The following is a 13,517-nucleotide window of genomic DNA, read 5'->3' as shown; positions in this document are numbered from 1 at the left end:
AGCGTGACCGGCGCACGGTGACGGACCGCGGGCCGGCCCACGCAACAGGGCAGCCAGCGGCTTAACGCTTCCTCAGCCTTCGCCCCCCTAGGGTCGTGGCCGGACATCGTCCGGCGAGATCCTGGGGCACACCGCTCCCCGGCGCGCCGGCGCAGGAGCGGATATGGAAAAGCCATTGCCGCCGGTGCCCGCGCGGGACACCGCCGGGTTGATCGCCGCCGCGAGCCAATGCGCGGCGGCGGGGGACCATCGACGAGCCCTTTCCCTCTTCGAGCATGCCATCGCCCTCGCGCCGGAGGACGCCAGGGCCTGGGCGGGCGCCGGCCTCGCCCTCCAGGCCCTCAGCCGCCGCGGCGAAGCGATGGCCACCCTCTGCCGCGCCCGCTTCCTCGCCCCCGACCTCGCCCCCGCCCGCACCGGCATCGGCGGCCTCCTGCTGGACCGTGGACTGGCCGTCGAGGCGGAGGCGGAATTCGCTGCCGCCACCGAGGCCGCGCCAGGCTGGTGGGTTGGCTGGGCCAATCGCGGCCTTGCCCTCCAGCATCGCGGACGAGCGGAGGAGGCACTGGCCCCGCTGCGCCACGCCACCAGCCTCGCGCCAGGCGAGCCGGAGGCCTGGCACAGCCTTGCCACCGCCTTCCTCCTGCTCGACCGGGCGGAGGAGGCGGAAACGGCGCTGCGCCGCACCCTCTCGCTCGACCCGCGCCATGCCGTGGCGCATTCCAATCTCGGCCGGGCGCTGCGCGGACAGAACCGCCTGGACGAGGCGCGCGCCGCCTACCGCGCCGCCCTCGCTATCGCGCCAAGCCAGGCCGAGACGCGCTGGAACCTCGCCGTCACCGACCTGCTCGCCGGCGACTGGGCCTCGGGCTGGGACGGGGCGGAGTGGCGGTGGCACGTCCCGGGCTTCCCGGCCCGCCCGCGTGGCTTCGGCCAGCCGCTCTGGGCTGGCGAGGCGATCGAGGGCCGCACCCTGCTGCTGCATGCCGAACAGGGCTTCGGCGACAGCATCATGATGCTCCGCTACCTGCCCCTCGTCGCCGCCCGTGGCGCCCGGGTACTGCTGGAATTGCCGGAGGCGCTGCTGCCGCTCGCCGCCGACCTTCCGGCCGAGACCGTCGCCACCGGCAAGCCCCTGCCGGGCTTCGACCTGCATTGCCCGCTGCTCAGCCTGCCCCGCGCCTTCGGTACCCTGCCGGAGACGGTGCCGCCCACCCCCTATCTCACCCCACCCGCCGCAGCCTCGGCGCGCTGGGCCGGGCGCCTGCCCGAGGATGGCGGCGCTCCGCGGGTCGGCCTCGCCTGGGCCGGGCGTCCGACCCATAGGAACGATGCCAACCGCTCCATCGGCCTCGCTGCCCTCGCCCCGCTGCTGGCCATGCCGGGGCTGCGCTTCTATGGGCTGCAGGCCGGGCCGCGGGCGGCGGACATCGCGGGGCTCGGCCTCGAAGGGCAGCTCGAGGACCTCTCGCCCCTGCTGACCGACTTCGGCGAGACGGCAGCGGCGCTGGCGCGACTCGACCTGCTGGTTTCGGTCGATACATCGGTCGTCCATCTTGCCGGCGCGCTCGGCCGGCCCTTCCGCCTGCTGCTGCCCTTCGCTCCGGACTGGCGCTGGATGCCCGGGCGGGAGGACACGCCCTGGTATGCCTCCGGCCGCTTGCTGCGGCAGGCACGGCTTGGCGACTGGTCCGCCCCGCTCGCGGCCCTGGCCGCCGATCTCGCGCAACTCGCCCCCCTGCCGGCCCTGGCCGCGGAGTAGCCCCCATGCATGAGCAGTCCAAGGCGGCCAAGCGCCGCATCGCCGATGCCGCCTTCCTCACCCGATACATGGTGGGCGACGCACTGGACGTCGGCGCCGGGCCGGACGGGCTCTCCCGCCACCTCGGTGCGTTTCCGCTGCTGCGGAGCGTCCGCGAATGGGACAGGCCGGATGGCGACGCGCAATACCTGGCCGGCCTCGCCGATGCCAGCTTCGACCTCGTCCATGCCAGCCATTGCCTGGAGCACATGCTCGATCCGCGCATCGCCCTTGGGCACTGGATCCGGGTGACGAAGCCGGGCGGTCACCTCGTCATCACCATCCCCGACGAGGACATGTACGAGCGTGGCCAGTGGCCGAGCCGCGCCAATGGCGACCACAAATGGAGCTTCACCGCCTTCAAGGCCGAGAGTTGGGCGCCGAAATCGGTCAATGTCGTCGACCTGGCGCGGGAGTTCGGCGGGCTGGTGGAGCTGGAGCGCATCCAGGTGGTGCGAGACTTCTTCCGCCCGGAGATGGCGGGCGACCAGACCATGGGTCCCGTCGCCGAATGCGCGATCGAGCTGGTGCTGCGCCGCCGGCCGGAGGCCGCGGCGGCGCCGATGCTGCACGGCGCGGCCGACCGCAGCCTGATCCCGCCCATCGGCCGCATGCGGCTGAAATCCTGCCGCCAGGGGCTGATGCTGTTCAACAGCCAGGACACCAATGTCGGCCGGCTGCTCGATACCTATGGCGAGTATGCCGAGCATGAGGTGGCGCTCTTCGCCCGCCTGCTGCGGCCAGGCGACGTGGCGGTGGATGCCGGGGCGAATATCGGCAGCCTCTCCATCGCCATGGCCCGGCAGGTCGGCCCGCGCGGCCGGGTGCATGCCTTCGAGCCGCAGCCGCATGTCCATCGCAACCTCGTCGCCAATGCCGCGCTCAACGAGCTCGACCAGCTGGACTGCTGGAATGCCGCGCTCGGCGAGGCGCCCGGCACCATCGAGGTGCCTCGCATGGACCCGAATGCCCGCCACAGCTTCGGCAGCGTCGCCCTCGACCCGTCACGCCGCGACGGGGCGGCCGATGCCGCCCGCGGCACGCTGGTGCCGGTGATGACGGTGGATGGCCTTGGCCTGCCGGCTTGCCGCCTCATCAAGGCGGATGTCGAGGGGATGGAGGCGCATGTGCTGCGTGGCGCCCGCGAGACCATCGCCCGCCACCGCCCGCTGCTCTATCTCGAGGCTGAGCTGAAGGAAAGCGTGCCGGCCTTGCTGGAGGAGGTGACCGCGCTCGGCTACGCCCCCTACTGGCATGTCGTTCCCTATGTGCAGCCGGGCAATCTCTACGGCCGGCTGGTGGAGTTCTTCCGCGGCATCGTCGCGGTGAACCTGCTGGCGGCGCCGCCCGGCTTCACCGTCAATGGCCTGCCGCCGGTCCGCTCGGCGGATTGGCAGGCCGATCTGCGTCCCGCCGCGGCATGACCGCGCCACTGCTGGCCGAGGCCCATCGCCTCGCCGCCGCTGGGCGAGCGGCCGAGGCGATCGCCCTCTACGACCAGGTGCTGGCGCAGGACCCCGCTGTGGCGGATGCGGCGAACAATGCCGGGGTACTGCTGCGCCGCCAGGGGGCGCAGGCGGCGGCGCTGCGGCGCTACCGCCAGGCCCTTGCCGCCGTGCCAGACCATGCCGATGCAGGCTGGAATCTCGGGCGGCTGCTGCTGGACCAGGGCGAGGCGGATGAGGCCTTCCTCCATCTCCGCCGCGCCGCCGCCTTGCGCCCGAGCTGGGAGCGTTGGCACGGCCTCGGCCGCACCTGCCAGGCCCGTGGCGACCTGGCCGGCGCCGAGGCCGCCTATCGCCAAGCCCTTGCTGCGAAGCCCGAAGCGGTGGAGACGCTCAACAACCTCGGCACCACCCTGCAAGCCACGGGGCAGCTGGAGGCGGCACTGCCGCTGCTGGACCGCGCCCTCGCCCTGGCGCCGGACCATGCCGATCTGCGCTACAACCGCTCGCTTCTTTTGATGCTGATGGGCCGCTGGGCGGAGGGTTGGCGCGAGCATGAATGGCGCTGGCGCGCGCCCGGCTTTCTCTCGCCGCGAAGGCGCTTCGACAGCCCGGCCTGGGACGGGAGCCCGATCGAAGGCACGCTGCTGCTGCACTGGGAGCAGGGGCTCGGCGATACGATCCAGTTCCTGCGCTACATCGAAACCGCCCGAGGCAGGGCCGGCCGGCTGGTGCTGGAGGTCCAGCCACCTCTCCTGCCGCTGCTGCACGATCTGCCTGGTGCCGATCTCGTCCTGCCCGCCGGCACGCCACTGCCACCCCATGCCGCGCATGCGCCGCTGCTGAGCCTGCCGCATCTGCTCGGTGAGCCGATGCCCTCCCCCGCTTGGCCCTACCTGTCTGCCGAGACTGAAAGGGCAGCGCGCTGGTCCGCGAGGCTGCAGGGCGAAGGCCCGCTGGTCGGCCTGGTTTGGGCCGGCAATCCGCGGCATGCGAATGACCGCAACCGCTCCATCCCGCTCGGCCTGCTGGCGCCGCTGTTACAGCAGCCGGGGCTGCGCTGGGTATCCTTGCAGGTCGGGCCACGGGCGGCCGACATCGCCACGGTGGGGGCCGGCAGCCGGGTTATCGACGCCGCACCCGCCCTGACGGATTTCGCCGAGACGGCGGCGGCGCTGGCGCAGATCGACCTGCTGATCGCGGTCGACACCGCGGTGGCCCATCTTGCTGGCGCGCTCGGCCGGACTTGCTGGCTGCTGCTGCCCCACGCGCCGGATTGGCGCTGGGGCCAGCAGGGCAACCATTGCTGCTGGTATGAAAGCCTGCGGCTGTGGCGCCAGCCCGCCGCGGGTGACTGGGCGTGCGTGATCGAAGAAATCTCCGCTTCGCTCCCGCGGCGTTAAGCGGCAGGTCACCACTCGACTATTACAATGCCGCATCGGCCCAAAGGGGCCCTCCGTCGGCAAGACGCCGATCTCTGCCATCAGAACGCAGGAATCAGCCCATGTCCGGCACCGTCACGCTTGGAGACTCCGCCAATATCATCACCTTGGGCAGCTTCGACAGCCTGATCGGTGGGACTGGCAATGACATCGTCACGGTGACCGGCGCGGTCTCTGGCGGCACGGTCAATCTCGGCGCCGGCGTGGACCGGTTGAATCTGGGCCATGGCGGCTATACGCTGACGGTTTCCAATGTCGAAACCATCACCGGCGGCTCCGGCAACGACGACGTCACCCTCGGCGCCGCCATCTCCGGCGCCACCGTCAGCCTCGGCGCCGGCACCGACAGCCTCACCCTGGCCAGCGGCGCCAACACCCTCACCGTCAGCGGCGCCGAGACCATCACAGGCGGCAACGGCACCGACGTCGTCACCCTCGGCGCCGCCACCTCCGGCGCCACCATCGCCCTCGGCACTGGCACCGACAGCCTCATCCTCTCCGGCGCCGGCGCCAACACCCTCACCCTCGGCGCCGACATCGAGACCATCACCGGCGGCTCCGCCGCCGACAGCATCACCCTCTCCGCCGGCGTCTCCGGCATCGCCGTCCGCCTCGGCGCCGGCAGCGACAGCCTCACCCTCGCCGACGACGGCAACACCCTCACCGCCAGCAGCATCGAGGCCGTCACCGGCGGCACCGGCGACGACGTCCTCACCCTCGCCGACGGCCAGACCAGCGGCAGCATCAACCTCGGCGCCGGCAGCGACCGCCTGACCCTGGCCAACGCCGCCAACGCCCTCACCGTCAGCGACGTCGAGACCGTCATCGGCGGCTCCCTCGCCGACGCCATCACCTTCGCCGCCGCCATCTCCGGCGCCACCGTCAGCCTCGGCGCCGGCCTCGACAGGCTGGCGCTGGCCGACGGCGGCAACACCCTCGCCGTCACCGGCGCCGAGACCATCACCGGCGGCTCCGGCAACGACGACGTCACCCTCGGCGCCGCCATCTCCGGCGCCACCGTCAGCCTCGGCGCCGGCACCGACAGCCTCACCCTGGCCAGCGGCGCCAACACCCTCACCGTCAGCGGCGCCGAGACCATCACAGGCGGCAACGGCGTGGATGTCATCACCTTCAATGCCGCGATCTCGGGTGCCAGCATCGATCTCGGGGCGGGGACGGATCGCCTGGCGCTCGCCAGCGGCGCCAACACGGTCACCGTCTTCAATACGGAGGTCGTCACCGGCGGCAGCGGCGCCGACAGCATCACCATCACCGGTTCCGTCTCCAGCCGGATCACGGGCGGCGACGGCAACGATACGTTGGTCGGCGGCGGCGGCGGCGACCAGATCAGCGGCGGGCTTGGCAACGATGTGCTGACGGGCGGCGCCGGAGTGGACCGCTTCACCTTCAGCGCCGCCAATGACGCACCGATCACCGGCGGCGACACCATCACGGATTTCAATCCGACGAACGACCTGCTGGTCTTCACCGGGATGCTGACCGGCGCCTTCTCTTTTCTCGGCGCCGCCGCGCTCACCACGACAGGCGCGACGCAGGCCCGCTTCGACGACACGACCAAGGTCCTGTCCATCGACCTGGGCGGCGACGGCACGGCCGACATGAAGATCGTCCTGACCGGCGTGAACCTCGCCGATCTGGACGCCGGCGCCTTCCTCTGGCTGTAGGGGCTACCGCCCCTCGGCTAGGATTCGTCGGCAATGGTCGAGCGCGGCCCCGATCAGGTTGTCGCTCGCCTCCGGGGTGCGGAAGGCGGCGTGCGAGGTGAGCGTCGCATTCTCGAGGCGGGCCAGCGGATGGCCCGCCGGCAGCGGCTCCTCGGTGAAGACATCGAGGCCCGCATGGCCCAGATGCCCGTCCTCCAGCGCCGAAGCCAGGGCCAGCTCGTCGACGATGGCGCCGCGTGCGGTGTTCACCAGGATCGCCCCCTGCTTCATCTGCGCCAGGCGCTCGCGCGAGAGGAAGCCCCGCGTCTCGTCGTTCAACAGCAGATGAAGCGAAACTACATCGCTTTCCGTCAGCAGTTGCTCGAGCGGGACGAACTCCACCCCCGGCATCGACTTGGCCGAGCGATTCCAGGCAATCACCTTCATCCCGATGCCGGCACAGAGCCGCGCCATCTCGGCGCCGATCCCCCCCACTCCGATCAGGCCGACCGTCTTGCCGGTGAGCTGCGTGCCCACCACCCGCGGCCAGCCGCCTGCGCGGATGGCGCCATCCATATGCGCCGTCTTGCGTGCCGCATCCCACATCAGGGCAAAGGCCATCTCCGCCACCGCGGTGTCGCCATAGCCCTTGATGATGTGGACGGTGACGCCGAGCGCCTCCAGCTCCTCCGGGTTCATGTAGCTGCGCGCGCCGGTGCCGAGGAAGACGATATGCTTCAGCTCCGGGCACTGCTTCACGATCTCGGTCGGGAAGGGCGTGTGGTCGTCGATGGCGATCTGGTAGCCCGCCAGCAGCCGCGGCAGGTCGGCCGCCTTGATCTCGGGGTCGCGGTGGATGGCCACCTCCGGGTCGCCCGGGCGCAGCAGCCGCTCGGTCACCGCCGCGAGCGACGGGTTGGCATCGACGAATAAGGCGCGCATGGCAGTACCCCCGGCAGATCCGATGCGCGGCATCGTAACGCCGGGCGGCGAGAGGTCCAGCCTCAGCGCCCGGTGGGCGGCCGCCTCTTCAGGTCAGGCGACCAATGCCCAGGAATGCAGGGCCATGGCGGGTCTTCCGGTCTTGGCCCCGGCATCCGGGGCGCGGTCAGGCGGCCGCCTTGCCGCCATAGGCTTGCAGCATCCGCGCCATCACCCCTTCGATCCCGCCGCCAGCCGCGGCCTGGCCGACCTCCTGCGCGCCGAGCAGCGCCGACATTCCCTCTGCACCCAATGCCGGCCGGCTGCCGCCATGAAGCAGGTGCGGCCGGGCCTTCGCCATCTCCGCCGCGTTGAGCTTGCCGTCGCCATCGGAATCGAGGGTCTTGAAGGCGGCATCCATTGCCGCCGTCGCGGCAGAAGCTGCCGGCTTGCCCAGCGCCTGGAACTCGGCAAGCGAGACGCTGCCGTCGCGGTCCTTGTCGGCGCGGCTGAACATCTGCTGGCGCATCTGCTGAATCAGGGCGGCGTTGCCCGCGCTACCCGGGCTTGAGACCTGCATCCTCTGCGAACCTCCGCTGCCGCCGGCCCCATGCCGGTCTGCAGCGCCAGGCTGAACAGCATCCGGCGTGCCAGCTCAGCCGAGCCGCACCACCATCAGCTCATGCTTGTTGTGCGCGCCGTGGAAGACCGTCGCGCCGGGGATGGTCGCGAACTCGGCCGCTGCCGCATGGTCCGTCTCGCCCTGGAACTTGATAGTGCAGCAGATGTTGCGCACCCGCCCCGCCTCCAGCCAGCGCCGCACCAGGGCGAGCAGCCGCTGCGGATAGCAGATCACGTCGCTGAACAGCCAGTCGACCGGCGGCATCTGCCGCGGGTCGAGGCCGAAGGCGCTCTCCTGCCGCATGGAGACGCCGGGCAGCGCTGCAACCGCCGGGTCGAGCGGCGCCTTGTCTACCGCTGTTACCTGCGCGCCGAGTTGCGCCAGCGCCCAGGTCCATCCCCCGGGCGAGGCGCCGAGGTCGAGGCAACTCTCCCCCGGCAGCGGCCAGCGCCCGGCACGGGTCAGCGCCTCCCAAAGCTTGAGGTAGGCCCGGCTCGGCGGCCCCTCCCGGTCCTCGACGAATTGCACCGCACCGTTGACGAAGGGGCTGGTCTTGGTCGCACTCAGCAGCAGACGGTCCGGTGCCAGCAAGGTCCAGGCGCCAAGATGCGCGGCCGGCGCCGGCTCGGGGAAGTGCAGCGGCCGTGCCTTCACCGGCGGCAGCCGATCGGCAATCAGCGCGGCGCGGCGATGCTGGCCATGGGCATAAAGCGCCCAGTTCCGCTGGATCGCGCGCAGCGCATCCGCTGCCGCCTTTACCGAGGGGGCCGGCACCTCCTCGGGCGCCGTCCAGGCCTCGAGCGCCCAGGCGAGCACCCGCGGCGGCTCGGGCGACAGGGCAAGGCGTCCATGCCAGCCGGCGATGCTGCCCCCGGCCAGGCGCAGCTCCTCGGCCAGTTCCGCCTCGAAGCCCTCGGCCGCGAGATAGGCCGCCCCGATCACCGCCGGACCAAAGCCGAAAGGCCGAGCAGCGCCCAGGCCGCCATCAGCGTCATGCCACCAACCGGCGCCACCGACCCGAGCGAGACGCCGCCGATCGCCACGGCATAGACCCCGCCACAGAACAGGATCAGCCCGAGCGCGAAGCCCGCCCCGGCAAGCTGCACTAGCAACCCGCGATGCCGCTCCGCCCAGAGGCCCGTGGCCAGCAGGGCCAGCGCATGCCAGCCCTGCATTTGGATGCCGTTCGCCAGCATGCCGAGCCGCGCCGGGTCGAGCCTTGCAGGCGCCCCATGCGCGGCCCAGGCCGCGAGGCCGACGGCAGTGAGCCCAGCGACGGCACCCAGGGCAATCCAGAGACGATGCATGGCCGCGGTCTACTCCGGCGCCCCTGGCTTGGCGACCCCATGCGCCCGCCGCGCGACATTGGCCGCCAGATGCGCCTGCCGCGTCGGCTCCGGCAGCCGGTAGCCGGTGCCGCAGCGTTGCACCCACTCCACCGCCGTCGCAGGCGAAACCCTGTGCCCCGGCGAGATGTAGAGCGGGTTGGACCGTCGCCGCGTCCGCAGCACCGTGCCGAGCGTGCGCCCCTTCCAGGCCAGCGACACCGCCTCGCCCGGCTCGGCCCCCAGCTCCCCCTCCGGCCGCCCGACCAGCGGCGACTTGGCGACGCCGATGCTCGGCACATCGAGCACCACCCCGAGATGCGAGGCGATGCCGAGCCCCCGCGGATGCGCCACCCCATGCCCGTCGACCAGCACCAGGTCCGGCCGCTCGCCGAGCTTCGCCCAGGCCTCCAGCAGCGCCGGCACCTCGCGGAAACCGAGGAAGCCAGGGATATAGGGCATCGTCGCCCGCCGCACGGCGGACGCGCTCGCCACCACCTCGAGCCCCGGCCAGGCCAGTAGCACCACGGCGGCGAAGACCAGGTTCTCCGGGTCGAAGCGCGTGTTGCTGATATCGACCCCGCCGATCAGCCGCACCGGGCCGAGCGCATCCTCCGTCACCACCCGGGCGGCGAGCGCCACCTGCGCGGCGCGGGCGGTGGCGAGGTCGGGCGGGTCGATCCAGTCGGGCGGCAGGTCCATGGGGCGGTTACGCCCAGACTCAGGGCCCGGTTGCCCCCAGCATGGCCGGGACCAGCAGGCCGAGATTGTGCCGCATCATCGCCTCATAGGTCGGCGCCGGCCCGTCGGGGGCGGAGAGGGTGTCGGCATAGAGCCGCCCCCGCACGCCGATGCCGGCATCCCGCGCCAGCCGTTCCATCACCGCCTGGCTGCCCCGCCCCTCGATGAAGACGGCCGAGACCCGCTCCGCCCGGATCTGCCGGATCAGCGCCGCCACCTGCGCCGCCGAGGGCTGGGCATCGGGCGCGATGCCCTGCGGCGCCAGCACCCTGACGCCGTAGCGCGCGGCGAAGTAACCGAAGGCCTCATGGCTGGTGACGACCACCCGCCGCTCCGCCGGCACCCGCGCGACCTCGCCCAGCACCCAGGCATCCAGTGCCGCCAGTCGCGCGTCATAGGCCTCGGCGCGCACCGTCCCCGCCGGCAGCACCCGGCCGAGCCCGCGCGCGATCGCCGCCGCATAGGCCCGTCCCCGCGCCACATCCTGCCAGGCATGCGGGTCATTGCCCCGCGCTGCGATGCCCTCGCTCGCCGTCGCCAGTGGCCCGCGGTAGCCCGTGCTCCGCAGCAGCCGGTCCAGCCAGGGCTCGAAGCCCAGCCCATTGCGAACGACCAGCGCCGCCCCCTCGATCGCCCGCGCCTCCGAGGGCCTTGGCTGGAAGACATGCGCATCCGTCTCCGGCCCGGCCAGCACCCGGAGCTCCACCGCATCCCCGGCCAGTTGCCGGGCCATGTCGCCGAGAATGGAGAAGGAGGCGACCACAACCGGTCGCCCCTGCGCGCGGCCCCCTCCCGGCAGCAGGAGGGCAGGCAGGGCGAGCAGGGCACGGCGGGGGGCAAGCATCATTGTTATAATATAACACCCGGATCGGGGATTGTCATCCGATTGCCGTGGATTGCATCTCCCGCGTTGGCGAAGCGCCCCCGACCGCCGATATTGGTCGGAAGGACACCACCCCACCGAACGGAAGGCATGCATGGCATCCAGCGAATGGGAAATCCCGCCGGAATTGCAGCCGGACCCGACCGATCACGCCTTCGATCTGGACGTGGCGCTGCAATCCGTCGTCGGGGTGAAGGCGCTGGTTCCGCCGGATGCCTTCACCGCGCAGAGCCTGGGGACGGAGCGGGTCGGCAGCGGCGTCGTTATCCGGCCGGACGGCTTGATCGCCACCATCGGCTACATCGTGACCGAGGCGGAGAGCATCTGGCTCACCACGCATGACGGCCGCGCCATCCCCGGCCATGCCCTCGCCCATGATTTCGAGACGGGCTTCGGCCTGATCCAGGCCCTCGGCCGGCTCGACCTGCCGGCCCTGCCGCTCGAGTCGGGCGAGGCGCCGCAGCCCGGCGATGTCGCCGTGCTGGCCAGCGCCGGCGGCCGCAAGCACGCGCTGCGCTGCACCATCGCCGCCCGGCAGGAATTCGCCGGCTACTGGGAATACATGCTGGAGGAGGCGCTGTTCACCGCCCCCGCCCACCCTTCCTGGGGCGGCGCGGGGCTCATCGGCGGCGACGGGCGGCTGATGGGCATCGGCTCCCTCGTCATGCAGCAGCAGGACGGCAAGGGGCGGCGCGTCGATCTCAACATGGTCGTCCCCGCAAGCCTGCTGCCCCCGGTGCTGGACGACCTGCTGAATTACGGCCGCCCCAACCGCCCGGCGCGGCCCTGGCTCGGCCTCTATGCCGGCGAGGACGAGGAGGGCGTGCTGGTCTCCTCCACCGCCCGCAACGGCCCGGCGCAAAAGGCGGGATTGCTGGAGGGCGACCGGCTGGTCTCGGTCGGCGGCCAGCGCGTCTCCGACCTCGCCAGCCTCTGGCGCGCGGTCTGGGCCTGCGGCTCGGCCGGGGCGAAGGTGCCGGTGACCATCGCGCGGGAGGCAATGCCGCACGACCTCACCATCGCCTCCATCGACCGGCGCGCCTTCCTCAAGCCACCGCGCCTGCACTGATGGCGGCGCTCGACGAGCTGGCGCTGCGCCGCCAGGCCCGCCGCCTGCTGGCGCCCTGGGACCAGCCCGGCTCGCCTGGCGCGACGCTCGGCCTGGTGCGGGAGGGCGCGCTGGCGCTCCATGAGAGCGCCGGCCTCGCCAGCCTCGAATTCGGCGTGCCGATCGGGCCGGACACCCGCTTCCGCGTCGCCTCGGTCAGCAAGCAGTTCACCTGCGCCGCCATCCTGCTGCTGGCCGCGGAGGGCCGGCTTTCGGTCGAGGATGCCATCCACGACCACCTGCCCGAGCTGCCCGATCTCGGCGCCCGCATCACCATCGGCCAGCTGATGCACAACGTCTCCGGCCTGCGCGACATGCTGGAGCTGATGCGCCTCGGCGGCGCCGACCTCTCGCATCCCTGTCGGACGGAAGACCTGCTCGCCGCCATCCTCCGCCAGCGGGGCCTGAACTTCGCCCCCGGCACGCGCTTCCGCTACTCGAACACCGGCTTCCTCCTGCTCGGCCGGATCGTCGAGCGGGTGGGCGACGAGCCCTTCGGGGAATTCCTCGCCCGCCGCATCTTCACCCCGCTCGGGATGACCCGCACCCGCCACACCCCGAGCATCGCCGAGGTCGTGCCCGGCCTCGCCACCGGCTACATGCCCCAGGGCGAGGGCTTCCTTCGCGCCCAGCACGGCTTCCCCCTCGGCGGCGAGGGCGGCCTCGTCTCCTGCGTCGAGGACCTGGCGCTGTGGGACCGCAACTTCGCGACCGGCCGCATCCCCGGCCTCGCCGAGGCGCTGGTCGCGCCCCTTTCCTTCGCCAATGGCCGGCCGAACCTCTATGCCCGCGGGCTGGAGGTGACGCGCTATCGCGGCCTCCGCACCGTCGACCATGGCGGCCTCTGGCCCGGCTACAAGACCTGCTTCCTCCGCGTGCCGGAGCGGGAGATGACGGTGATCGCCATCGCCAACCATGGCGGGATCGACACCCATGCCCTTGCCCATCGCCTGCTCGACGCGGCGCTGGAGGGCACGCCCGGCGTCCACCCCGTGCCGCCCATGCCCAACCTTGATGGCCTCTTCGGCCGCTGGGTCGCGCCGGAGAGCGGCACGACGGTGGAATTCGCCGAAGGCCCGACCGCCACCCAGCACGGCGTCCCCTTCCCCCTGGCGGCGACCGAGGATGGCCGCCTCGCCGCCATGCGCGGCGTCTTCCCCTTCACCGTCAGCCTGCCCGAGGGTGACAGCCTCACCCTCGAGACCGATGCCGGCACCCTCACCCGCTTCCGCCATGCCCCGGCCGAGGCCAGCCTGCCCGAGGGCCTCGCCGGCACCTGGCAGTGCGAGGACCTGGGCGCGACCTGGACCATCGCCCCGCAGGAGGGTGGCCTCGCCGTGCAGGTGCGCGGCCCGGTCGCCAGCGCCGGCCCCTGGCCCTTGCAGGCGGTCGAGGGTGATGCCTTCCGCATCCGCACGCCCGGCACGCTGTTCCAGGGCTGGGTCGATGCGCGGGCGGAGCGCGGCGCCGATGGCCGCATCGCCGCATTCGTCGTGAACGGGGCACGGGCGAGCGGCCTGCGTTTCCTCCCCGCCTGATCGCTGGCAGACTTCCTCCAAACCCGG

The 13,517-nt window shown here is 72.1% G+C and carries 12 protein-coding genes; 6 read left to right on the top strand and 6 right to left on the bottom strand.

The window, feature by feature from the left end; translation table 11 throughout:
- Window positions 1-163: 163 nt before the first annotated feature.
- From JMJ56_RS12100 to JMJ56_RS33825, 4 genes are all read left to right on the top strand, one after another.
- Entirely contained in the window at window positions 164-1,762 is a 1,599-nt protein-coding gene (locus JMJ56_RS12100; RefSeq protein ID WP_202832004.1) for a tetratricopeptide repeat protein, read from the top strand.
- Window positions 1,763-1,767: 5 nt separating this feature from the next.
- Window positions 1,768-3,225, top strand: coding sequence for an FkbM family methyltransferase (locus JMJ56_RS12095; protein WP_202832002.1), 1,458 nt, complete (start codon window positions 1,768-1,770; stop codon window positions 3,223-3,225).
- Window positions 3,222-4,649: a tetratricopeptide repeat protein gene (locus tag JMJ56_RS12090; protein WP_202832000.1), complete on the top strand. Its 1,428-nt coding sequence runs from the start codon at window positions 3,222-3,224 to the stop codon at window positions 4,647-4,649. Before JMJ56_RS12095 ends, JMJ56_RS12090 begins: the two co-directional genes overlap by 4 nt.
- Window positions 4,650-4,750: 101 nt before the next feature.
- Window positions 4,751-6,373 carry a beta strand repeat-containing protein gene (locus JMJ56_RS33825; RefSeq protein WP_236037692.1) on the top strand — a complete coding sequence of 541 codons (1,623 nt, stop codon included), beginning with the start codon at window positions 4,751-4,753 and terminating at the stop codon, window positions 6,371-6,373.
- A gap of 3 nt (window positions 6,374-6,376) precedes the next feature.
- On the opposite strand, the gene JMJ56_RS12080 is transcribed toward JMJ56_RS33825, so the two are convergent.
- From JMJ56_RS12080 to JMJ56_RS12055, 6 genes are all read right to left on the bottom strand, one after another.
- Window positions 6,377-7,294, bottom strand: coding sequence for an NAD(P)-dependent oxidoreductase (locus JMJ56_RS12080; RefSeq protein ID WP_202831998.1), 918 nt, complete (start codon window positions 7,292-7,294; stop codon window positions 6,377-6,379).
- A gap of 166 nt (window positions 7,295-7,460) precedes the next feature.
- The gene (locus JMJ56_RS12075; RefSeq protein ID WP_202831996.1) at window positions 7,461-7,853 is read right to left on the bottom strand and encodes an EF-hand domain-containing protein; all 393 of its coding nucleotides are present in this window, start codon (window positions 7,851-7,853) and stop codon (window positions 7,461-7,463) included.
- A 75-nt stretch (window positions 7,854-7,928) separates the two neighbouring features.
- On the bottom strand, window positions 7,929-8,837 hold the full coding sequence (locus tag JMJ56_RS12070) for an SAM-dependent methyltransferase (protein WP_202831995.1): 909 nt from the start codon (window positions 8,835-8,837) through the stop codon (window positions 7,929-7,931).
- Entirely contained in the window at window positions 8,834-9,202 is a 369-nt protein-coding gene (locus tag JMJ56_RS12065; RefSeq protein WP_202831993.1) for a DUF423 domain-containing protein, read from the bottom strand. Before JMJ56_RS12065 ends, JMJ56_RS12070 begins: the two co-directional genes overlap by 4 nt.
- 9 nt (window positions 9,203-9,211) lie before the next feature.
- Window positions 9,212-9,922: a deoxyribonuclease V gene (gene nfi, locus JMJ56_RS12060; protein WP_202831991.1), complete on the bottom strand. Its 711-nt coding sequence runs from the start codon at window positions 9,920-9,922 to the stop codon at window positions 9,212-9,214.
- 19 nt (window positions 9,923-9,941) lie between these two features.
- Window positions 9,942-10,808 carry a metal ABC transporter solute-binding protein, Zn/Mn family gene (locus tag JMJ56_RS12055; RefSeq protein ID WP_236037691.1) on the bottom strand — a complete coding sequence of 289 codons (867 nt, stop codon included), beginning with the start codon at window positions 10,806-10,808 and terminating at the stop codon, window positions 9,942-9,944.
- Between the two features lie 130 nt (window positions 10,809-10,938).
- On the opposite strand from JMJ56_RS12055, the gene JMJ56_RS12050 reads away from it, so the two are divergent.
- Window positions 10,939-11,913, top strand: coding sequence for a S1C family serine protease (locus JMJ56_RS12050; RefSeq protein WP_202831989.1), 975 nt, complete (start codon window positions 10,939-10,941; stop codon window positions 11,911-11,913).
- Window positions 11,913-13,490, top strand: coding sequence for a serine hydrolase domain-containing protein (locus JMJ56_RS12045; protein ID WP_202831986.1), 1,578 nt, complete (start codon window positions 11,913-11,915; stop codon window positions 13,488-13,490). Before JMJ56_RS12050 ends, JMJ56_RS12045 begins: the two co-directional genes overlap by 1 nt.
- The last annotated feature ends 27 nt before the right edge of the window (window positions 13,491-13,517 follow it).

Origin of the sequence: Belnapia arida, assembly GCF_016773205.1 — a bacterium.
Taxonomy (GTDB): Bacteria; Pseudomonadota; Alphaproteobacteria; order Acetobacterales; family Acetobacteraceae; genus Belnapia; species Belnapia arida.
This window is presented reverse-complemented; position numbering and strand designations above follow the sequence as displayed.